Genomic DNA, 21,449 nt, shown 5'->3' on the forward strand with positions numbered 1-21,449 from the left:
CGAGGTGACAAAGAGATGACCACTCGCGTGACAAGGCGCCGATCGCGCGCCGGACTGATGACAGCAGTCTGTCTGCTTGGCGCCGGCGGGCTGCCGGCGGCGCATGCGGCGCTTACCGAAAATCTGGTCACCGGTGTCGTCGCCATGTCGCTCGGCAATGCAGTGACAGCGGATCCGCCAGGCATTGAATCGATCCATTTCAATCCTGCGGGCCTGACGCGCCTGAAGGGCGAGCAGCACACCCACAGCTTCTTCGCGGCGTCGATCCGCACCAGCGCGTCCTTCCATCAGCCGGACGACTTCGACATCGGCGGATTCAAGCAGGACCCGATAAACGGCACGCATACCGGCGAAGAAAGGCAGCGGCTGTATATTCCCGGCATCGGCCTGCTTGGCGCACGCCTGCCGGCGGCGGTCGCCGGCGGGCCGGGGTTTTCGTTCAACAAACCCGATTCACCCTTTACCTACGGCACCGCGACCTATGTGACGCAGGCGATGAGCGTCACGCGGACCGATCCGAACGATCCGGGGAATTTCGACGGCAAGGTCACGCACATACAACGGATGGTGCTGGCGTCGCCCGCGGTCGGCTACAAGGTGTCGGACACCTTGAGCGTCGGCGTTGCGGTGCCTCTGGCGCATGCGGCCTTCGTACTGAATACCGACATGCGCATGCCGAATACCTTGATCGGCATCACCGGCCAGTTGCAGAACGGCTGGTGCCCGAAGGACGGCGGCAACCTGCTCGACACGCTGGGACCAGGTCTGTGCAGCGGCGGCGAGGAAGGGCGCCTGAATCCGTTCAAGCGCGCCGCCAACATGAAGATCGACATGACCGCGCCGGTCGATCCGACCATCAACCTCGGCATCCTGTGGGAGCCGAAGGACTGGTTCGCGCTGGGCGTGGTGTATCAGAGCGGATCCAAGACCCGCTACAGCGGCCGTTATGAATTCAAGACCGATCCGATGATCCGGCGCTTCGTCGAAGGTCTCTACAGCAGCCTGATGGGCCCGATCATCGCGGCGACCCTGGGCATGCCGCAATCGGTTCCCGAAGTCCAGAGCGGCAACATGAGCGCCACCATTCCCTTTCCGGCGCACATGCAGGTCGGCTTCAAGTTCAAGCCCACCAAACGCGTGCAGTTCAATGTCGATGCGAATTACACCGACTGGGGGAGCTGGGATGCGATGACACTCAAGTTCGACCAGAGCATCAAGCTGCTCGAAGTGGCGCGCATGTTCGGCATCAACGACTCCACGCAGCTGCGTCTGCCACGCGGCTACAAGAGCGTGCTGCACTGGGGATTCGGCCTGCAGACGCAGGTGACGGACAAGCTGCTGCTGCGCTTCGGCTACGAGCCGCGCAAGAGTTCGATCCCGGCCGACAAGCTCGACCTGGTGGCGCCGCTGCCGGATACGAAGCTCTACAGCATGGGCTTCAATTACAAGATCAACCCGGACACCGACATCAACGTGACGGCCAGCTACATGAAGGGCGATTACAACGTGCCCGCCGGCAGCAGTTGCAACATGAACTGCACCAATTTCTTCAACATTGTTTACAACCCCTATGCGGGATTGGATGTGGCCGGCGGGATTCGCGTCCGGTATCTGGGTTTCAGTTTGACCAAGCGTTTCTAGTGTCGCGTGCAGAGCGCGACCGATTTTTAGAGGAGTGTTTCCATGATCAGATCCATTGTTGCCATCACCGTCATGATCGCCGCCAGTGCGGCCAGTGCACAGACCGCGATTCCGCCCGCCAAGAAAGAGCTCGTGCAGAAGGTGCTCCAGTTGTGGCAGGTCGATGCGCTCGGCGAATCGATGCTGCAACGCCCGGTGGCGGAAGCGGTGGCGCAAGCGCGCGTCGTGCTGCAAGGGCGGGTGCCGCCGGACAAGCAGGACGCGGCAATGAAAGACATCACGGCAGATGCGAAGAAGTTCCTCGACGACACGACGCCGATGGTGCTCGACAAGACGCACAAGCTGGTGCCGAGCACCATCGTGCCCATGCTCGCCGAAAAATTCAGCGAGGATGAACTGCGCCAGATCATCGCCATCTTCGAGTCGCCGGTGAAGCGCAAATTCGAGGAAATGGTGCCCGACATGCAAAAGGCGCTGGGAGAAAAACTCGCCGCCGAAACGCGTTCGCAGGTCGATCCGAAACTGGAAGAACTTCGCCAGCGCATCGGCACACGCCTGCGTACCGCCGCGATCCCCTGAGCCGTGCCCGGGAGATTCCGTGGTTGCGTCATGAATGGCGAGGCGCAAAGCCTTGTTGGTGTGAGGAGTGCATCTTCAGTGGGAGAAGCAGCATGACATACTCGTCGGCGATTGATTTGGTACGTGGCATCAAGTCCCGTCTTGCAACGCGCGGGTTTGATATCGACGCATTGTGCAGGCAGGTCGGCCTGGAAGAGAGCGAATGCATGACGGACGATGCGCTCACGCTCTCGGACAAGCTCAGTCATTTGTGGGATCTTGTGGTGCAGGTGTCGGGCGATCCCTTGCTTGGACTGAAGGTGGCATCACCGCAACCGCTGGACCGATCCGGCTTGATGGGACACATCATGCGCGCGTCACCCGACGTCAAGACCGCGATCGAGAACCTGGTGCGCTATACACCGCTGGTATCGCCGACCGTCCACAGCACCATCGAAGCCCTCGACGGACGTACGCGCGTCAGCCTGCAATTGCCCGGTGGGCAGCGCCGCGTTCCGCAACAGCACTACGACTTCGTCTGGTGTCTGGTGCTGCGCACGCTGCAATCCGCCACCACCAGCGAAGACGTGCGGCCGGTACTGGTCACCTATGCCTTTCCCGCACCCGAGAATGAGCAGGCGTATGCGGAGGCGTACGGCTGCGAGGTGCGCTTCGGCGGAGCGGTCAACAGCATGGAGTTTGACGACGCGGACCTGACGGCCACGATCCCGACCGCGTTTCCGATGGCGGCCGACTGGGCCTTGCGCATGCTGGCCGAGCTGGCGCAGTCGCAGCGCAACTGGACCTTGCGCATGCTGGCCAAGCTGGAGCAGGCGCCGCAGCCGAACAACAGCTTCAGCACCAAGGTGCAGGCATTGCTGGCCGATATGCTGCCCGATGGCGAACCGCAACGCGAGCAAGTGGCAAAGCAGTTGATGATGAGCGAACGCACCTTGCAGCGCCGCCTGGCGGAGGAGGGCACCAACTTCACCAAGCTGGTCGACGATACCCGCCGCGAGATGGCGCAGCAATATCTCAGCAAGGGTGAAGTATCGCTGAAGAAGCTCAGCTTCCAGCTCGGCTTTTCCGATCCGAGCGCATTCTGCCGCGCATGCAAGCGCTGGTTTGGCCGCTCGCCGAAGCAGCTCCAGGGCGGTCGTGTTTCCTACCAGTCGATCATGGCGCCGCCGGCATCGCACGCGGTGTTGCCCGCCATGTCGCTGGAGCGCTCCGAAAATGCGGCCAATTACTACTTGTACAAACCGAGTTGATGCATGCCATGAGAACCCTGCCCGTACTCGCCTTTCTTGCCTGTGCTTGCGTGCAGGCTGCGGTGCCGCCGGCGAGCGGCGCGAATCGCCAGCCTCCGGGCCGAAACGGAGCCAAACCATTGCCGGTGCCATCCGTCGAGAAAACGCCATTCTCCAAGTCCTGCAACATGATGCCGGGGATCCGGGGCAACCTGCGCGCTTGTCACATCGACTGGCAGCCGATGCCGGCAGATACATTGCGCCAGACGGTTGTCGGCGCGTGTGGATCCACGCAGCGGAACGCGCCCGCAGGAATCGAAGCAAGGCTGCCGGTCTGACGGGCAGAGAGCAAGGTTGTCAAGGAAATCCGGCGCCGGGCACATCGACACGGATGGCCTCGATTCGGCCCTTGCGTTCGGCCAGTGCGCGCTCCGCTTTCGAAACGCGGCCAACGACCATGTACAGTGTGCGGCGGTCCGCGTCGCCCAGCGCGCAGGCAATCGCCTGACCGTTGACGCCGATCCTGTCGCAGATGGCCCCGCCTTCCCGCACGCGCAGGAATTCGGCGGTTGGCGGCGATGCCACCCAGACGGCGCCTTCCGCATCGAGGCAAATGCCGTCCGGCGACGCCTCGCCCAAGTCCGCCCATACGCGCCGATCTGAAAGCGAACCGTCGTCGGCGATATCGAAGGCCGTCAGGCGCTTGCCGAAGGTCTCGGCAACAATCAATGTCGCGCCGTCCGGCGTGATGACGCAGCCATTCGGAAAGAGCAGATCGTCGGCCACCACGCACGTCTTGCCGTCGGGTTCCACCAGCATCAGCACGGTCGAACGGACCGGTTCCTTGTGCATCATGTCGAAACCGAAATTGCCAACATAGGCGCGTCCGTGGCGATCGACAACCATGTCATTGCAATGCGAATGCGCATACGCGCCGAGATCGGCCAGCGCCTTCAAGCCATCACTGTCCTGCCGCAGCAGCCGGCGGTCGGTCATCGAGACCACCAGCATCCGGCCATCCGGCAACCATCCGAGTCCGGACGGCTGGCCGGGCACTTCGGCGACCGTCTCCAGTTTGCCGTCGGCGCCGATGCGATGGACCTTGTGCGTGTAAAAGTCCGAGAACCAGAGCGCGCCGTCGTGCCAGCGCGGCGCCTCGGCAAACGCGAGGCCTTCGATGACGATTCTGGCTTGTGCAGTTGTATCCATGCTTGTCTCCTCGGGAAGTCGCGGCCGCGTGCCGGTGGCGGGCAGAGGTCCGACTCTCCGGGCGGCGGTCCGTTGATCGGGGCATTGTAACAATACCCATTGGAAACTCGCCGGGCGTCGCATGGGAGTTTTCATTTGCCTCCGGAAGACGCTCGCGTGCAAGCTTGCGGATCATCAATCGGCGCCGGAATACCGCGGGTACATTAACTTGCGGTAGCTATTCTTTTGATAACAAGACGGGACCGCGGAAAACATGATCAATTTCATCGTATTGGGAAAGTGCAGACGCGTCACGTCGGCGGTTTTGCAATCGATTCGCAGTTTTACCGATGCCAAATGCATCGTGATCGGCGGTCCGGAAACCCGCATTCTTCGCTGGTCGGCATTATGCAAGCGACAGATTACCGTGGACCTGGAGGGAAAGGACGACAATCTGTTTGTCGACCTGGTCAACAGCATCGTCCGGCAACGGCCGCATGTGATCCTGATACCCGTGGACTGCGACGCCATTCGTCTCGTCAGCCGGGTGCGCGCACGCCTGATGCTGCCGGTGACGCCGATCCCGGAGCTGGCAACGCTCAACATGTTCGATGACAAGTGGCAATTCCACCAGTTCTGCACATCCCATGACCTGGCCGTTCCGCAGACGCGCTTCGTTCCCTCAAAGGCCGATCTGGACTATGAGGCGATGGTTGAAGACATCGGAAGTCCGTTCCTGCTCAAGCCGCTCGGGCTGGCGGGTTCGACCGGCGTGTATATCGTGCATGACAAGGCCGATTTCGAACAGGCAGTCCTGCACAACGATGCGTATGATTACGGTCCGCTGGTTGCCCAGCAGTATATCGAGGGCGACGATGTCGATATCAGCTTGCTCGCGCTGGGTGGCAGGGTTACCGCCTTCGCGATCCAGCAAGCGGGCGATTCAAGCATCGTGTTCCGCCCCAGCCGCGAGCTGGAAGCCATGGCGGCCAAACTGTGCGAGGTCAGCAGCTATCACGGCGTCATGCACATCGACGCTCGTATTGAAACGGCCAGCGGCAAGGTTTATCTGATCGAATCGAATCCCCGCTTCTGGGCTTCGTTGACGGCTTCGGTGTGGTGCGGGCTGAATTTTGCCGCGCAAGTCATCCTGCCAGCGTATAGCACCAGCGGCGTACGCCATTTGACTTCGGGGACGGCCTATACGAGATATCCGCTGATCCGCCCTTCCTGCTGGAAGCGGATGGTCCTGGACACCAGTGAACGCGGACGCTTGTTGCGTGCCATGACCTTCGATCCCCTGGCCTTCAGCGATTTCATCAAGGAGCTTCCCGCGGCGTGCTGGCGCCTGGCAACTGCGCGCGTGGCGGGCCTCACAGGCGGCCTGCGCCGCACGCGCACCTCGAGTGCGTTTGCGAAAGACATTGCCTGAGGTAATCATGTTGCGCGGCATGCGCAAAGGCCGGCAATCTTCCTGCGGTCATCTTGAGAGCTGTCAACGGCTTTCCTGCTGCATCTTCTATGTTAATGCGTGCGCCTTTCAATCGGCGTCTTGCGTGATCCTTGCCTGAGGAGAAGAACATGGAATTCCTGTGGTTCATTCTGATCGGTCTGATCGCCGGCTGGCTCGCCAGTGCCATCGTGGGCGGCGGCTTCGGCGTAATCGGTGATATCGTCGTCGGCATCGTTGGTTCCTTTCTCGGCGGCTACCTGTTCCGCACCTTCGGCGTATCGGCCGGCGGCGGGCTACTTGGCAGCATCATCGTTGCGACGGTCGGCGCGATCGTTCTCATCCTCTTGCTAAGACTGATACGTCGCGCCTAGCCATCAGCGACGCCGCAGTGTCGCTATACTGCGATGCTTGTCCACGCAAGCGAGAAAAGGGGATGCCATGCCTTCCGCAGGAAAAATGATTTCAATGACGATGAGTGACGGAGCGACACTGGGCGTGTATCACGTTCCGGCGCAGGGCCAGCGGCGCGGCGGACTTGTATTGATTCAGGAAATCTTCGGCGTCACCGAGCATATCCGCGAACAATGCGACGCCTATGCTGCCGAGGGATATGAGGTGCTGGCGCCTGCTCTCTATGATCGCGAAGCGCCGGGGCTGCAGGCGAGCTACAGTCCCGAAGATCGGCAGATGGCTATCAAAATCGCGCGGGAAGCGCATCCCTTCGATCTGTCGGTGGCGGATACGCAAACCTGTATCGACCGGCTGAAAAAAAAGGGGCCGGTCTTCATCACCGGCTATTGCTACGGCGGTTCGGTCACCTGGGCCGCGGCCTGTCGCTGCGAGGGACTTGCCGCCGCATCGGCTTACTATGGCAGCATGATTCCGCAGATGGCGAACGAAACGCCGCGCTGCCCGATCATTCTTCATTTCGGCCGGCATGACCAGAGCATTCCCCTCGACGGCGTCGAGAAAGTGCGAGCCTTGCATCCAGCGGTGCCGGTGTATGTCTACGACGCAGGTCATGGATTCAATTCCGACCGGCGCAGCGATTTTCATCAGGAGAGCGCGACACTGGCGCGTCAGCGCACTCTCGATCTGTTCCGCGCCCGCGGCGGATAGGCCGCAGGTGGAAATGTCCGGAACATGACAGAACCGGATTTGACGAATCGCGTATCATTCATATGTTGCATTGCCGCATACGGGCTTGAAACGACTTCCGGCGCTGACTGGCGGGCACAAAGGAATTTCCACCAACAATTTGAGCAAGGATTGAAAATGGCAAATACGAAGGATGTGGTGATCGTCGGCGCGGCGCGTACCGCGATCGGCAGCTTTGGCGGCGCACTGAAGGATATTTCCGCCTGCGACCTGGGTGCGGTGGTGGTCAAGGAAGCCTTCGCGCGTGCCGGTATCGAGGCGGCGCAAGCCGGCCAGATCGTATTCGGCAATGTGATCCACACCGAGCCGCGCGACATGTATGTCTCGCGCGTGGTCGGCATCAATGCCGGCATGGTCAAGGAATCGGCCGCATTGACGCTGAACCGCTTGTGCGGATCGGGCTTGCAGGCGATCGTGACGGCGGCCAATGCGATTCAGCTCGGCGATACCGAGATTGCGGTCGGCGGCGGCGTGGAAACCATGAGCCGCGCGCCCTACACGGCGCAGGCGGCGCGCTGGGGCCAGCGCATGGGCGATTTCAAGATGATCGACATGATGGTGGGTGCGCTGTCGGATCCCTTCGGCGCAGGCCATATGGGGATCACCGCCGAGAACGTCGCGGAGAAATTCGGCATCTCGCGGGAAGAGCAGGATGCCTTCGCGCTGGACAGCCAGAAGAAGGCGTTGGCCGCAATCGCGGCAGGCCATTTCAAGTCGCAGATCGTGCCGGTCGAAGTGAAGGGACGCAAGGGCACGGTGCTGTTCGATACGGACGAGCATCCGAAGGCTGACACCACGCTCGAATCGCTGGCCAAGCTCAAGCCCGCATTCAAGAAGGAAGGCGGTACCGTGACGGCAGGCAATGCGTCCGGCCTGAACGACGGCGCCGGCGCCTGCGTGCTGATGGAAGCCGGTGCAGCCGCGCGTGCCGGCCTGAAACCGATGGCGCGCCTGGTGTCGTATGCGGTGGCGGGTGTCGATCCGTCCCTCATGGGAACGGGGCCGATTCCGGCGGTGCAGCTTGCGCTCAAACGCGCCGGCCTGAGCCTGAACGACGTGGACGTGATCGAATCGAACGAAGCATTCGCCGCGCAGTCGCTGGGCGTGTGCCGCGGCCTCGACCTGGATCCGGCGCGCACGAACCCGAACGGCGGCGCGATTGCGTTGGGCCACCCGCTGGGCGCGAGCGGCGCGATCATCACGATCAAGTGCCTGTATGAACTGATTCGCACCAACAAGCGCTACGGCCTGATCACGATGTGCATCGGTGGCGGCCAGGGTATCGCGGCGATCATCGAACGCCTCTGATACGCGTTCGCTGCTTCAATAAAAAAAACCTGCGATTTTGGTCGCAGGTTTTTTTATATCCGGCATCCGCTAATAGCTGCCGACGAAATCGCGCTTGCCGATTTCCACGCCATTGTGGCGCAGGAGTGCGTAGGCAGTCGTGACATGGAAGAAAAATTGCGGCAAGCCATAGTGAAGCAGGTACACGGACTGGTTCGCGAATTTGCGCTCCCTTGGCGTGCCGGGCTGGATCACGATCTCCTGTTCGGCGCGGCCGTCGATCTGGGCGGGCATCAGGCTGCCGATGAATGCCAGCGTCTTCGCAATGCGGGCATGCAGATCGGAAAAACTCTGCTCAGTATCCTCGTAGGACGGTACATCCATCCCGGCCAGGCGCGCGGCCGAGCCCTTGGCGAAATCGCTCGCGAGTTGCACCTGGCGGAGCAGTGGAAACATGTCGGGAAACAGCCGCGCCTGCAGCAAGGCATTCGGATCGATTTTCTTCTCGTTCGCATGCGCTTCGGCTTTGCGAAGGATGTCGTCGAGACTGTTCAGCATTTGCTTGAATACCGGAATCGATGCAGTGTACAAAGTGACGGACATGGTGGTTTCTCCTCGATGGACCATAACGCGCAATAACAGCCAAGTATAGCGGCGGATGGAACCGGCTGCCGGGCGCGCTTCACACTACTCGCCTGCGCCGCCATACCGATGTGCATGGGGCGGCAAGCAGTGTTTGCAGGAGCTGTCCGGCGACGGCCTTGATCTGCGCTTCGGATCAGGCGCATCGGTTCTGTGCGCGCAGAGCGGACGCTCTTATTTGCCTTGCTGGCGCAGCAGTTCTTCGGTGACTTCGACGATCGTTCTGGGACGGGCATCGCGTCGCATTACGCGCTGCTCGCTGGCAGGGACAACGGTCTGATAACCGGCGAGTTTTTTGATGAGGCGAATCACTGCGTTTGCCTCATTCAGGTTTTTGCTGTCGTTATCGTGCATGTGGCCTCCAAAGACAGCTTAGTTTCCTCTTTTAAAGTTTGGTTCTCAAGGGCAATAAATAAATTTGTGGGCCACGCCGTCCGCATGTCGCGTTGACAAGCCGGGAAGGATCCGACGCCATTCAGGCGGGATGCGATTTTTGCCACGACAGAGTCATGACGAGGACCAGCGCGGCAATGAATACAGCCAGTCCGATCTTGATTGCCAGCGTGGTGGTGTCGATCCATCCATCCATGGGAGCGACGCTCAGGGTCCAGGTTGCGTTCGGCACATGCACCGTGCGTTCTACCGGATTGCGCAATTCTTCCCTGGTCGATGCGTCGATGATGTGCTTTTTCCCGGTATCGGGATGGACTCGCCAGATCTGGTAGTTGTAACCGCTCTCCACCAGCTCCGACAGCCGCGCCGGAACGAGCGTTTCCGGAAAACGGATCAATACGACGACAAAGCCCCAGAACTGCGACTCGCCTTTTTCATCGGGAAGGAATACCGGCAGGCGGCCGGCGGCGCCCAGCCCGCCCTGCAGCAGTTCGAAGGGGCCGGCGAGGGTTAATTTGTGCGAGGTCCTGGCGAGTAGGGCTTCCTTTTCCCGTTGCGGGTCGGTCAATAGGTTGTGCCCGATGGCTTTTTCATTTCCCGCAAGGGGCACAACGCGCTGGATGACGCCGCCCGGCGCCAGTTCCAGCGCAGAAATGCCGGGATAAAACATGCGCAGCGTATTCGCAAGCCGATCGAATTCCTGCAGATCGCCCTTGGTCAGTTCCACCATGCTTCCCAGTGCATAGGCCGAGGACAGTGCCTGTTCGATGTTGGATTGGATCGCGATGGCGCGTTCGCCGGCCAGATACGAGACGCGAGCGCGTTCGTGCTCGACGCGTACCTTTTCGGAATAGCAGATCAGCGCTGTGGCCAGTACGGCATACAGCAGCAAGATAATCGTTACGCCAAGACGCGAGCGCCGTGTTGGCGGGTTCTTCGTATTTCCCATGAAGATTCAGTCGAAGTGCATTCTGTTTGAGGGCCATTATCTGGAATTTCCCTCATTGGAAATATGGTTATTAAGGCCTATTGCAATGATTGTCGTATTTTGGCAACGCCGGAACGCAGTCGCAAGACAGGGAATTTTGCGCGAGGCGGGTAGGGGCAACGCACTTCCGGCTTAGTTGACCATTATTCACGAATGCATGTTCCATGCTCCTGATCGCAATACCAGAACGTGCATATCAACAGGAAGGGCATGATCGGCGTGATATCGGGAATCGTCAACTTCGGGATGCACAATTCGCCATCCGCCGGCGAAACCGGTGATTCCCGAATGGCAGGCGAGGCGCAGGTCGGGACAAAAATCCCTGGCGCTGTTAGTCGCCCACCGTTACGTTTCTTTACAGCAATGTCGATAGAACTACGTTAATTTGGTGACGAATTGCAACTTTTCGTGCATATTTTCGATCGCAAGCGTCCATGTGGTGAGCGGCCATGCCATGCAAACGACCTATTCCTGCTTTCATCGCGGTATGCGTTCTCGGCGCATGGCCGGGCGCCTTGCTTTTTGCCTCCGATCTGACGATCGCGCCGACCTCGCATCCGGTACTGACTCCGTCCAGGCTCTCCGCCAAACCGCAGCATCCGCCCAAGCCTGTCCTGGCCGCGAAAAAGCATGCGCTTGCAAAGAGCGACAAAGACAGGCGCAGCAAGATGGAACGGCAGCAAAGGATTCTGACCTATAACCTGTTTCGCGACCCCGTTCTCAAGCTGGGCGGCGCCGTGAGCGACAAACGTCATTTCGGTCTGGGAGATGGCAGGAGCGTTTCGGGCGGCGGTTTCGGCACTGCGACCACGCTCGATCCGATCCTGCGCATACGGGATCGCGCCGCCTCCGACCCCGGCTCACCGCTCAAGATGGCGCCGGTGGATGGCGAAGGCATCGCATTTGATTGCCAGGACAAACCCTTCGCCGCCATACCAAGGCGGAGCAGCTTTACAGCCTGCTTCAAGCAAAAGCTGGACAGATCGTGGAAGACGCAAACCTATGTGTCGGGTGCGCGTGCCGACGGCAGTCTGAACTGGGGCGGCGGCATGGCATTCGGTTACGATTACTGATTCGCTTCCGGCAGATCGGGCGGCATGAGTTGCGGCAGCCGTGACGGTTCATAGGCCGCGAGCAGTTTCTGTTCTTCGGCACTGAAGCGCGCATCGCGCAGTTGCTGCAATGCCGCTTGTTGCGCGTCCCCGCCAGACAAGGCGTTTCTCTCCGCAAGATAGGCATCGACGCGCGCCTGCCACATCGACTCCGCACGTTCCATCTCGGCGAGGCGAGCAGCTGTTTCCGGCGACAGGGCTTCGGCGCGCATCCGGTAAATCTCGTCATCGCTGGCACCCTTCGCACGCAATTCCCGCGCCGCCTGCTGCACGTCGGCCAGCTGGCGCAAGCTTGACGGCTGCGCCTGGCCTGGCAGTTTGTCGCGCGGGCTATCGTGGTGCGTCGAATCGTGCGCGATCATACCGCGCTTTGCATCGGGGCTGTCGGGGTCCATGCCGTTGGTGGCTTTCAGAAAGGGGAAAAGGTCGGGCTCGACAGCGGCCTTCGGCATCGCCTGCTGCTCACGCGTCATCCATGAGGCGCCGGCAAGAAGGATGGCGGCGACTGCCGTCCACGTTAGAGGTCTTCGCATTCCCATCATCATCTCTTCCCTGAGCTGTTGCAGCTTGAGGAAATGCGGAGCCGCCGCAGCGACCCCGCATCGTTTCGAACTCGCGGTATTACAGGCCGTACAGGATGCTCGTCAGATAGTGGTAGATCGGATAGACCTCACTGCTCGAACGCAGCCAGCCGATCACATCGAAATGATCATACTGATTGTAGTACCCGAGGTAATTCCATGCGCCGCGCACCGGAGTGCCGTCGAAGTTGCGCAGGTTCTGTCCCTTCGGGCCGCGCATGCTGATGGTATTGACCACGCCATCGTTGGGGAACCAGCTGCTGTCGATCAGCACGCGGCTCGGATCGGTTTGCGTGTAGGAGCCCATGCCGCGCGTGAACAACGAGGGCACGACCCATTCACCGGCGGTGTTCTTGGTGAAGAAGATCATGTCGTCGCGTGCATACTGATAGCTGCTGCTCTGGAACGGTGCGATCAACCGGTCGGTGCCGTTGCAGCAGAAGCTGCCCTGTTCGGTGGCCTTGCTGCCCACCGAGAAGTAATACACGTTCGGCGACGTTTTCACCCAGCTGTTGAGCTGCTTGGCGCCATCCGGCCCGAGATCCCATTGCGCGGCATCGTGATTGCTCAGCGACCAGAAGGGTGCGCCCTGGGTGCGGTTGATAAAATCAGCCAGGCTCTCCGACGGGCCTTGCGCCAAGCCATACTGCTCCAGGTCGAAGCCATAGAGTGCGCTGCTGCCGCCCAGGCCGGCTACCTCGACGATCTTGCCCAACCAGTCCGCCACATTGGGCACATAATCGATCACCACGTCGCGCAGGGTCGTGCCGTCATGCGGCGTGGAGATGGTGGTTGCGCTCTTGACCCAGCCGATCTTGCCGCCTGTGTACAATGCGCCGCCGCCTTCATCGCCATTGGGCGACCCGTTCTCCAGCAACTGGATCAGCGTGCGCACCGTTTGACCGCCCTGGCTGTGTGCGACGAAATGGACGGGATGGGCTGCATCCCAGCTCGGGTACAAGGCGAGTGGGTAGTGGTTCGGATTGTTGTTCGGATCCGCCGCCCAGCATTTTCCTGCCGGTTTCTGGATCTTGCCGTAGGCGGCGAACTGCGCGGTGCGCTTGGCGCCGTAGTCGGCGCAACCGCCCTTGATCTGATAATACAACTCGACCGCGCGGTCCCAGTTCGAACTGACCGGTCCGACCGACGCGGTGTACACCTGGTGCGTGCCGTTGTAGCTCCGCATGTGGCCCTCGATATCGTTGAAGCCGCCCCAGTATTTGAAATTGGTCCCCTGCAGTTCATTGGGGCCGAATCCCAAAAATCCGTGCACCAGTACGATCGGATCGTTATTGGCCGCAACCGCCGCGCTGCCCGCGAGTAACGCGGACAGCGCGACTGTTGCCTTGGCCAGGAATTGTGCTGCCTGCTTCCATGCCTTTCGTGCAAACGCCATCATGGTCTCCTTGGTTTGTATGAATATTCGCTGCTGCGTGATATGACAAAAGTCCTATCCCGTCAGGGACCGGAGCGGTCGCGACATGGCGACGTCGCGCACGGATGCGCGACACAGGTCGGCGTCAGGGAAAGCGATGTGCGCGATCCACGACGGGATAGGCTCTTGTTGAATCTCAACGCGGTCGCGCGCGTTCTTCCCGAAGGAAAGGCGGTGCTGGCAAAGGAAAGCGAAGTCGAACGGGCAACATGGTTTGTCTCCAATATGGTTGAACTTGTGTTCTTTATTTTTTATGTGTTCTCTTTGCGTGTGCCGTGCTGTGCAAAAGAGGCTGGATTGATTTCACCATAGTTGGCGAGAACGCTCGGTCTTACCGGTTGTCCTGCGAAGCCAAGGGATTGACGTCGGAAGCCGAATGAAGACACGGGACAACAAACATGCAGAAAATTGTGCTACAAGAAAGAAAAACAGGGCTGTCGCGCAACTCCGCGCAATCGTACGTCCTGACGCCTTCCTGCCGCGGATGACGAAGAACAGTCGGCCGCATCGAACGACCTCGCATTTCTCCCGTACGCACCTATCCTGAAGATGGGATGCAGCCATGCGCCCATCATGACGACACGCATCCCGATCAACACCAACAACATAAGGAGATCGCGATGCGTGCCTCATTCATCTTGTGTGCCGCGGTTGTGTTGCTCGCCGGTTGCGGCACCGCGCAGGAAAGAGCGGCTTACCGCGAAGATCCGGTGCTGGCGATGTCGCAGGAGTACGGACCGCTGTGCGTCGAACACGGTTTTGCACAAGGAAGCGAATCATGGCGCCAATGCATCATCCGCTCCAGCACGCGGGCTGATCTGATGCAGCAGGGTTTGTATTTCGATCGGTACATGCAGTGGTACTGGTTGCGCTGACGACAGGCGATGGCGTTTTGATCAAATGTGGCATCAGCGCCTTGGATCGCCTGCGCGGTGGGAAAGGCCGGTTGGAATGCTTGTCATCGCATTGCGCCCCGAGATGCTCCCCTGGCGCGGGGAGCATTTCTCCTCAGCTGTTTTCCAGGAAGGTCTTCAAGCGGTCTGCGCGGGATGGATGACGCAGCTTGTTCATCGCCTTCGATTCGATCTGACGGATGCGTTCGCGCGTGACGTCGAATTGCTTGCCGACTTCTTCCAGCGTCAGGTCATTGCCGGTATCGATGCCATAGCGCATGCGCAACACCTTGGCCTCGCGCGGCGGCAGCGAGTCAAGCACATCCTTGATCACGTTGCGCATCGAAGCCAGCGCGGCGGCGTCGGCCGGCGCAAGGGTCATGCTGTCCTCGATGAAATCGCCCAGATGCGAATCGCCGTCGTCGCCCATCGGCGTGTCCATCGACACCGGCTCCTTCGCGATCTTGAGGATTTCGCGGATTTTCTTTTCCGGCATGTCCATTTTCATCGCGAGCGTGGCCGGATCGGGTTCCGAGCCGGTTTCCATCAGGATCTGGCGGCTGATGCGGTTGATCTTGTTGATCGACTCGATCATGTGCACCGGCACCCGGATGGTGCGTGCCTGGTCGGCAATCGCACGCGTGATCGCCTGGCGGATCCACCATGTCGCGTAGGTTGAAAACTTGTAGCCGCGGCGGTATTCGAACTTGTCCACGGCCTTCAGCAAACCGATGTTGCCTTCCTGGATCAGGTCGAGGAATTGCAGGCCACGATTGACGTACTTCTTCGCAATCGAGATCACGAGACGCAGATTGGCCTCGGTCATTTCGCGCTTGGCCTGGCGCGTGCGCGACTCGCCGGTCGTCATCTGCTTGTTGATCTTGCGCAGCTCCGCCAGCGGCAGCCCGACGCGCGTCTGCAGGTCGATCAGCTTCTGCTGCAACTCGTGTATCGCGGGAATGTAGCGACGCAATGCGGCGCCGTATGCCTGGCCGCTTTGCGCCTCCGCATCGGCCCAATCGAGGCGCGTTTCATGGCCGGGGAAGGTGCGAATGAAGTGCTCGCGCGGCATGCCGCACTTGTTCACCGCGATGTCGAGGATCTGCCGTTCATTGGTACGCACCTCGGCCATCTGGGCACGCACGGTATCGCACAGTTTTTCCACTAGCTTGGCGGCAACCCGCACGCCGAGCAGCTCGGCGGAAATCGCCTGTTGCGCCACGCGATAGACGTCGGAACCATGACCGTCGCTTTCGGCGGCGGCGCGCATCTTGTCGAACTGCGCAGCAATCACGGCAAATTTTTCCAGCGCCTTTTTCTGCAACTGGTCGAGTTGCTCATCCGCGATGCGCACCGCGCTGCCTTCCTCGGCACCGTCTTCTTCATCTGCCAGGTCGTCGTCCAGGCCTTCCTCATCGGACTCGTCCGCGTCGGCGGCGACGATCACGCTGTCTTCCGCGGCATCCGCATCCACCAGCCCGTCGACCACCTCGTCGATCTTGATCTCGTCTTTCCTGACGCGTTCGACCTGCACCAGCAGCTCTTCCACCGCGATCGGGCAGGCGGAAATCGCCTGCATCATGTCCTTGAAGCCGGCTTCGATGCGCCGCGCGATGTCGATTTCGCCCTGGCGCGTCAGCAAGGGAACGGTCGCCATTTCCCGCATGTACATGCGCACCGGATCGGTGGAGCGGCCGTAATCACCATCCACGCTGGTGAGCGCGGTCACCACGGCGGCTTCCGTGTCGTCGTCGTTGGTGACGGTGGTAACGTTTTCGGACAACAGCAGCGTTTCCTCGTCCGGTGCCTGCTCGTAGACCGCGATGCCCATGTCGCCGAGGCTGAGGATCAGGCCCTCGATGGCCTCCTGGCCGGTGGAATCGTCCGGCAAATGGTCGTGGATCTCCGCGTGCGTCAGAAAGCCGCGCTCCTTGCCGATGCGGATCAGCGAGGCCATTTGCTTGCGGCGCTGTTCCAGTTCTTCCTCGCTCAGCGCGGCTTCCGCCGCGAACGCGCCGGATCGCTTGCCTTGCTTGAGCGAACGTGCAGCGGCATTCAGCTCGGCGCGCTCAACCGCATTCAGTGCCGCGATCTCATCGTTCTCCTGGCCGAATTCCGAGGGCCGACGTCCGCGCCGACCCGGCGTTTTCTGTTCCGGCAAGACGTAGGTGCTGGTGTCGATTTCCGCTGGTGCCGGTGCGGCGACTCCGGCGGCCGGGTGCGTTGCCTTGACCTCCGAAGCCGGGTTGATCTTGGCCTGAACGGCCGCAGGTGTGACAACGGGTTGTTGCGGTTTGCCGACTGTCGGTTTGCCGAGAACCTTCGATACGACCTTGCGAACGACGACTGGCTCTTTCGGCGCCGCCGGCTCGGCCGCTGGCGGCGAAGGCGGGACGGCACCGGCATTGTGTTCCGCAGCGCCGAAGATGCCCGGCGCCAGGCGTCGCGGCTTCGTGAGGACGGTCACCTTGTTCGCTTCCTGGAGCGGATCGACCGGATGGCTCACGGTGCGAACAGGCGGTGCCGTTGTCGGGCGCGGTGCTTTGGTGCTCAATGTCAGAGTTTTAGTCGGTTTTGTCATTGCGTAAATAAGGTTTACAAGACTAGGCGCGTTTAGACGTGGCGGAGGCCGCGAGGTTGCATGATTTCTGCGGCAAACGGCCGGCAGGCAAAATCTCGGCATGAGAGCGGCGACTTGTCGCCGCGAGGTCTCTCGCGCGCATGAGTGAATTCTTCGGGATAAAGATCTTGGTTAATTCGGAAAACTGTCAGCAGCGGCTGCGCGAGAAGGAAGGCGTGGGCTTTCACGTTCCCGGCGCAGCGAATAGAGCAGGGCGCCGTATTATAGGTGGGTTTGAAAAAAATATCATGCGCTTGGAGCAACTTGTGTGTTCATCGACACACTGAAATCGCGCGACGATGTCACTGAAATAATTGATGCCACGCCACAAAACGCCTTCATAAGCAATTATCATACGGCTGCGTTGCCCCCGCCTTACCCGGGCGGAGTGCAGGCACGGCAGGCCCGGCCCATTCGGCTGCGCCTCTCATTCCACACCCAGAAGACATGAGGTCATTCATGCTTGCAGCTCACGATCAGGCTCGCCTTGACGCGCTCTACGAGTCGATGCGGGACGCCAGCCGGGAAGCGCTCGGCTACCCGGTCGCGCGGGATTTCGATTACGCGTCGCTCTACCGGTTCCTGCAATTTCCTTCCAATAACATCGGCGACCCGTTCCAGGCCAGCACCTATCGCGTCTGCACGCGCGAGATGGAGCGCGAGGTGATCGATTTTTTCGCCGCACTGTTCCAGGCACCGAAAGACGATTACTGGGGCTACGTCACCAACGGCGGCACGGAAGGTAATCTCTACGGCCTTTATCTGGCGCGCGAACTGTATCCGAGCGGGATCGTGTATTTTTCCGAGGACACGCATTACAGCGTGGCCAAGAACGTGCACTTCCTCGGGCTGCGGCACATCATGATCCGTTCGCAGAAGAACGGCGAGATCGATTACGAAGACCTGAAGGAAAGCATACGCCTGCACCGTGACGTGCCTGCCATCATCTTTGCCAACATCGGCACGACGATGAAGGAGGCCAGGGACGATATCCGGCGGATACAGGACATCCTGAAGGATCTTGTCGTGCATGAGCATTACATCCACAGCGATGCGGCCTTCTGCGGCCCGTTCGCGCAATTCCTCGATCCCAAGCCCGCCTTCGATTTCGCCGAAGGCGCGGATTCGATTGCACTGAGCGGCCACAAGTTCATCGGCGCGCCAATGCCGTGTGGCGTGGTCATCGCCAGGAAGCGCAATGTCGACCGCATCGGCCGCAGCATCGGCTATATCGGCAGCATGGACACCACCATCACCGGTTCGCGCAATGCATTCACGCCGCTCTTGCTGTGGTACGCGGTCAAGGTGATGGGCGAGCAGGGTTTGCGCAAACGCCTGGCGCGCTGCCAGGAACTCGCGCAGTATGCGGTGGACGAAATGAACCGCAGGGGCATTCCCGCCTGGCGCAATGCGAACGCGCTGACCGTGGTCTTCCCGAAAGTCAGCGAGACCATCAAGAACCGCTGGCAACTGGCGACGCAGGACGTCAGCCACCTGATTGTTGCGCCCGGCACCGAGATGGCGCTGATCGATGCGCTGATTGCCGATATCGTGAAGGAGCAAGCATGAAATCGATCAAACTGATTGTGGAAGACCGCCCCGGCGTGATGGCCGACATTGCCGACCTGCTGGCGCAAAAGCAGATCAACATCCAGAAGATCGAAGGCGAGACGGTGGACAGTTCCGCCGTGCTGGAACTCGTCGTCGATCGCCCTGACGATGCCATGCGCCTGCTGCATCAGCTGGGCCTGCACGCCGTTTCCGACGACCTGATCACGATCCGCATTGCCGACCAGCCGGGTGCGCTGGCGCGCGTGACGCGCGAACTGAAAGACGCCAAGCTGTCGCTGCGCGGCATCAGCACGCTGCAGCGGCAGGACGGATTTTGCTTTGTCGCGCTCAGCACCGACAACGATGCGGTGGCGCGCAAGCTGCTGCAGGACGTATTGATCTGAGACGGGCAAAACCTGTTTCCCTGCGAAGGGGAGCATCGTTTTCCCCTCGAGCTTGCCTTTCGCAGATTGAAGGAGTGTTGCGCAAGGTCATGGACCGGGGCGGGGCGATCACGTATTTTGTACTCGTTGTGCCTCGTCAACATTTCAGTTCGATCCCATGGGGGCGCATTCACTTATTGCACCAGGCAAAGGAGAGCGTGGCGGTGCGAATGCCTCGTCGGAGAATGCGCGAACCGCGCTGAACCAGTTGGGCGGTTTAAGGACTAATCCGATAAATGCATCGTCATCGCCAGGATCGAATACGAAAGGCAGGTTTCCCATGTCCCCCGAACACGTTTCCATGCTGAATTCTCTGTCGCCCAGGCCCGGCTTGTTCGGCGCGCGGCCGGAGGATATGTCGAGACAGATTTCCGCTGCGCCACCGACGACACCGACGGCGAGTACCGAAAAGGCGACGAGCCTGCTCGGCGAGCATGGCGGAAAACTGGCAGTCGGCGCTGCGGCGATGCTCGGGCTGGCAATCTTTTACAAGTGGCGCGAGAGCCAGCTCGCCAAGAACGACCCCGAAGAGTACGCGCGACTGCAGCGTCTGAAGGCGGTTATCGCAAGCGGCAAGGCCAAACCGGCGAAAAAGACCCGGTCGCAGCAAGCCGCGCACAATGAGTCGCAATGAGTTGAGTCGTCATGAGTAAACGGCTGAAAATCGATTTTGTATCAGATGTTTCCTGTCCATGGTGCGCAATCGGCCTGCAGTCGCTCGACCAGGCGCTGCAGCGTCTCGGCGACGAAGTAAGCGCCGACCTGCATTTTCAGCCGTTCGAACTCAACCCGGCCATGCCGCCCGAGGGCCAGGATGTGGTCGAGCACCTGACCGAAAAATACGGCGCTTCCCCTGAACAGATGGAAAGCAATCAGGAAGCGATCCGGGCGCGCGGAGAGTCGCTGGGCTTCACTTTCCGCATGGACAAGCGCCGGCGCATCTACAACACCTTCGATGCGCATCGGCTGCTTTACTGGGCACAGCTCGAAGGGCGGCAATTGCCGCTTCAGCGTGCCTTGTTCAAGGCCTATTTCACGGATGGCGACAACCCCGGCGACCATGAAGTGCTGGTGCGCCTGGCGGAAAAATCCGGGCTGGACCCGGAGCGGGCGCGCGCCATTCTCGCCGGCGGCGAATACGCCGACGAGACGCGGGAGCAGGAACAGTTCTATCTCGATCAAGGAATCCACTCCGTGCCCGCGGTCATCATCAATGACCGCTTCCTGATCCGCGGCGGGCAACCCGTCGAGGTATTCGAGCAGGCATTGCGACAAGCGGCCGACGCAGTCTGAACTGCCTGTATCGCCCTACACCTTCGCGCACATCAAGCGAAACCCGCCTCCGACACGCAATCCATCCTTTCGTTCGGTGAAGTAGCGCGCATTCAGATCGTCGGGCCCGAGATCCTGCAGACTCTTGAACCCAAGGCCGCGTAGCGTTTCCTGCAGCGCCGCCGGATCGAATGAGGATTTCCATGGTTCGCCCTGCGCGCTGACATAGCGTGCAAGACGCTCGCCGATTGCGCGCTGCATGGGATCGAGCATCGATGGCTGGACGCGATAATCGAACACGATCACGCTACCCGCCGGCAGGCCGCCGACAAATTTCAGGGTGTCGACAACCGCCTCGGGCAGCAAATAGACCGTCACACCCAGCCATGCAAAGAAGGCCGGCTGATCGGGACGGAAGCCGGCGTTCTGCAGGCATTCGTTCAGGGAATCGCGCTCGAAGTCGACGCCCACGAAACGTATCGACGCCGGCTGAGGGATGGCCGCTGCTTCCAGCATGGCGCGCTTCCAGCGCTGAGTGGATGGATGATCGACTTCGAACATCTGCAGTCCGTCGGCAGTGTCGGCATGGCGCAGTGTGGAGGTGTCCAGCCCGGCGCCCAGCACCACGTACTGCCTGACCCCGCCCTGAATCGCGCGCGAGAGCTCGTCTTCGGCCAGCCGGCTGCGCGCAACGAGGGAGGCACGCACGCCGAGTGAAAACGGGTCGTTGAACTGAAACAGGTTTTCGCGCAAGCGCGCCTCAGCCTCCGCGCCAAGAATGCTCAGCGACAGCGGGTCGTCGAAGATAACCGGCTCGTCGAGCAATTGATGGGCGGCGCGCAGGGTGGCGACGCCCAGTGCTGTCTGGCTCGGCTGGCCGGAATGGATCAGGTTTTCTGGTGGCGTTTCCAATCGCGTTCTCCTGTTGCTGACGATATGCAAAAGATAAAGCCTGACGCCACGTAAGAGTCAAGACTTGTGCGT

The 21,449-nt window shown here is 60.6% G+C and carries 22 protein-coding genes; 14 read left to right on the plus strand and 8 right to left on the minus strand.

Annotated elements, in window-relative coordinates:
• Positions 1 to 57: 57 nt before the first annotated feature.
• The 3 genes from VJ651_RS19340 to VJ651_RS19350 all read left to right on the plus strand — a co-directional run bounded on the left by VJ651_RS19340 (position 58) and on the right by VJ651_RS19350 (position 3,470).
• On the plus strand, positions 58 to 1,641 hold the full coding sequence (locus VJ651_RS19340; protein WP_136418755.1) for an OmpP1/FadL family transporter: 1,584 nt from the start codon (positions 58 to 60) through the stop codon (positions 1,639 to 1,641).
• A gap of 42 nt (positions 1,642 to 1,683) precedes the next feature.
• The gene (locus VJ651_RS19345) at positions 1,684 to 2,220 is read left to right on the plus strand and encodes a DUF2059 domain-containing protein (protein ID WP_324109009.1); all 537 of its coding nucleotides are present in this window, start codon (positions 1,684 to 1,686) and stop codon (positions 2,218 to 2,220) included.
• A 92-nt stretch (positions 2,221 to 2,312) separates the two neighbouring features.
• A complete protein-coding gene (locus VJ651_RS19350) occupies positions 2,313 to 3,470 on the plus strand; it encodes an AraC family transcriptional regulator (RefSeq protein ID WP_324109010.1) in 1,158 nt (385 codons plus the stop codon).
• Positions 3,471 to 3,806: 336 nt separating this feature from the next.
• Here VJ651_RS19350 and VJ651_RS19355 read toward each other — a convergent pair whose 3' ends face one another.
• Entirely contained in the window at positions 3,807 to 4,658 is an 852-nt protein-coding gene (locus VJ651_RS19355; RefSeq protein WP_324109011.1) for an SMP-30/gluconolactonase/LRE family protein, read from the minus strand.
• Between the two features lie 253 nt (positions 4,659 to 4,911).
• On the opposite strand from VJ651_RS19355, the gene VJ651_RS19360 reads away from it, so the two are divergent.
• The 4 genes from VJ651_RS19360 to VJ651_RS19375 all read left to right on the plus strand — a co-directional run bounded on the left by VJ651_RS19360 (position 4,912) and on the right by VJ651_RS19375 (position 8,556).
• The gene (locus VJ651_RS19360; RefSeq protein WP_324109012.1) at positions 4,912 to 6,069 is read left to right on the plus strand and encodes an ATP-grasp domain-containing protein; all 1,158 of its coding nucleotides are present in this window, start codon (positions 4,912 to 4,914) and stop codon (positions 6,067 to 6,069) included.
• 149 nt (positions 6,070 to 6,218) lie between these two features.
• Positions 6,219 to 6,461, plus strand: a complete 243-nt coding sequence (locus tag VJ651_RS19365; protein WP_324109013.1) for a GlsB/YeaQ/YmgE family stress response membrane protein — start codon at positions 6,219 to 6,221, stop codon at positions 6,459 to 6,461.
• A 94-nt stretch (positions 6,462 to 6,555) separates the two neighbouring features.
• The gene (locus VJ651_RS19370) at positions 6,556 to 7,209 is read left to right on the plus strand and encodes a dienelactone hydrolase family protein (protein WP_324109014.1); all 654 of its coding nucleotides are present in this window, start codon (positions 6,556 to 6,558) and stop codon (positions 7,207 to 7,209) included.
• A 156-nt stretch (positions 7,210 to 7,365) separates the two neighbouring features.
• The gene (locus tag VJ651_RS19375; protein ID WP_324109015.1) at positions 7,366 to 8,556 is read left to right on the plus strand and encodes an acetyl-CoA C-acyltransferase family protein; all 1,191 of its coding nucleotides are present in this window, start codon (positions 7,366 to 7,368) and stop codon (positions 8,554 to 8,556) included.
• 69 nt (positions 8,557 to 8,625) lie between these two features.
• Here the strand turns inward: VJ651_RS19375 and VJ651_RS19380 are convergent, their stop codons facing one another.
• From VJ651_RS19380 to VJ651_RS19390, 3 genes are all read right to left on the minus strand, one after another.
• Entirely contained in the window at positions 8,626 to 9,138 is a 513-nt protein-coding gene (locus VJ651_RS19380) for a DUF1993 domain-containing protein (protein ID WP_324109016.1), read from the minus strand.
• A gap of 213 nt (positions 9,139 to 9,351) precedes the next feature.
• Positions 9,352 to 9,531 carry a hypothetical protein gene (locus tag VJ651_RS19385; protein ID WP_324109017.1) on the minus strand — a complete coding sequence of 60 codons (180 nt, stop codon included), beginning with the start codon at positions 9,529 to 9,531 and terminating at the stop codon, positions 9,352 to 9,354.
• Between the two features lie 121 nt (positions 9,532 to 9,652).
• Positions 9,653 to 10,519, minus strand: a complete 867-nt coding sequence (locus VJ651_RS19390; RefSeq protein WP_324109018.1) for a CHASE domain-containing protein — start codon at positions 10,517 to 10,519, stop codon at positions 9,653 to 9,655.
• 488 nt (positions 10,520 to 11,007) lie between these two features.
• On the opposite strand from VJ651_RS19390, the gene VJ651_RS19395 reads away from it, so the two are divergent.
• A complete protein-coding gene (locus VJ651_RS19395) occupies positions 11,008 to 11,631 on the plus strand; it encodes a hypothetical protein (RefSeq protein WP_324109019.1) in 624 nt (207 codons plus the stop codon).
• On the opposite strand, the gene VJ651_RS19400 is transcribed toward VJ651_RS19395, so the two are convergent.
• Positions 11,625 to 12,203, minus strand: coding sequence for a lipase secretion chaperone (locus tag VJ651_RS19400; protein WP_324109020.1), 579 nt, complete (start codon positions 12,201 to 12,203; stop codon positions 11,625 to 11,627). The two genes, VJ651_RS19395 and VJ651_RS19400, sit on opposite strands and share 7 nt — an antisense overlap.
• An 88-nt stretch (positions 12,204 to 12,291) precedes the next feature.
• The gene (locus VJ651_RS19405; protein ID WP_324109021.1) at positions 12,292 to 13,647 is read right to left on the minus strand and encodes a lipase; all 1,356 of its coding nucleotides are present in this window, start codon (positions 13,645 to 13,647) and stop codon (positions 12,292 to 12,294) included.
• A 165-nt stretch (positions 13,648 to 13,812) separates the two neighbouring features.
• Here VJ651_RS19405 and VJ651_RS19410 point away from each other — a divergent pair, with 165 nt between their 5' ends.
• Both VJ651_RS19410 and VJ651_RS19415 read left to right on the plus strand, forming a co-directional pair.
• Positions 13,813 to 13,998, plus strand: coding sequence for a hypothetical protein (locus VJ651_RS19410; RefSeq protein WP_324109022.1), 186 nt, complete (start codon positions 13,813 to 13,815; stop codon positions 13,996 to 13,998).
• Positions 13,999 to 14,306: 308 nt separating this feature from the next.
• Positions 14,307 to 14,561, plus strand: coding sequence for a hypothetical protein (locus VJ651_RS19415; RefSeq protein WP_324109023.1), 255 nt, complete (start codon positions 14,307 to 14,309; stop codon positions 14,559 to 14,561).
• Positions 14,562 to 14,694: 133 nt separating this feature from the next.
• On the opposite strand, the gene rpoD is transcribed toward VJ651_RS19415, so the two are convergent.
• On the minus strand, positions 14,695 to 17,160 hold the full coding sequence (gene rpoD / locus VJ651_RS19420) for an RNA polymerase sigma factor RpoD (RefSeq protein ID WP_324109024.1): 2,466 nt from the start codon (positions 17,158 to 17,160) through the stop codon (positions 14,695 to 14,697).
• 498 nt (positions 17,161 to 17,658) lie between these two features.
• Here rpoD and VJ651_RS19425 point away from each other — a divergent pair, with 498 nt between their 5' ends.
• The 4 genes from VJ651_RS19425 to VJ651_RS19440 all read left to right on the plus strand — a co-directional run bounded on the left by VJ651_RS19425 (position 17,659) and on the right by VJ651_RS19440 (position 20,486).
• The gene (locus tag VJ651_RS19425) at positions 17,659 to 18,768 is read left to right on the plus strand and encodes a histidine decarboxylase (protein ID WP_324109025.1); all 1,110 of its coding nucleotides are present in this window, start codon (positions 17,659 to 17,661) and stop codon (positions 18,766 to 18,768) included.
• The gene (locus VJ651_RS19430) at positions 18,765 to 19,154 is read left to right on the plus strand and encodes an ACT domain-containing protein (RefSeq protein WP_292932388.1); all 390 of its coding nucleotides are present in this window, start codon (positions 18,765 to 18,767) and stop codon (positions 19,152 to 19,154) included. The genes VJ651_RS19425 and VJ651_RS19430 overlap by 4 nt, the downstream gene beginning before the upstream one ends.
• Positions 19,155 to 19,494: 340 nt before the next feature.
• Positions 19,495 to 19,827: a hypothetical protein gene (locus VJ651_RS19435; protein ID WP_324109026.1), complete on the plus strand. Its 333-nt coding sequence runs from the start codon at positions 19,495 to 19,497 to the stop codon at positions 19,825 to 19,827.
• Between the two features lie 11 nt (positions 19,828 to 19,838).
• A complete protein-coding gene (locus VJ651_RS19440; RefSeq protein WP_324109027.1) occupies positions 19,839 to 20,486 on the plus strand; it encodes a DsbA family oxidoreductase in 648 nt (215 codons plus the stop codon).
• Positions 20,487 to 20,501: 15 nt separating this feature from the next.
• Here VJ651_RS19440 and VJ651_RS19445 read toward each other — a convergent pair whose 3' ends face one another.
• Complete coding sequence (locus VJ651_RS19445) at positions 20,502 to 21,377, minus strand: class I SAM-dependent methyltransferase (RefSeq protein ID WP_324109028.1); 876 nt, start codon at positions 21,375 to 21,377, stop codon at positions 20,502 to 20,504.
• Positions 21,378 to 21,449 lie beyond the last annotated feature (72 nt).

The organism is Noviherbaspirillum sp., from assembly GCF_035254865.1.
GTDB lineage: Bacteria > Pseudomonadota > Gammaproteobacteria > Burkholderiales > Burkholderiaceae_D > Noviherbaspirillum.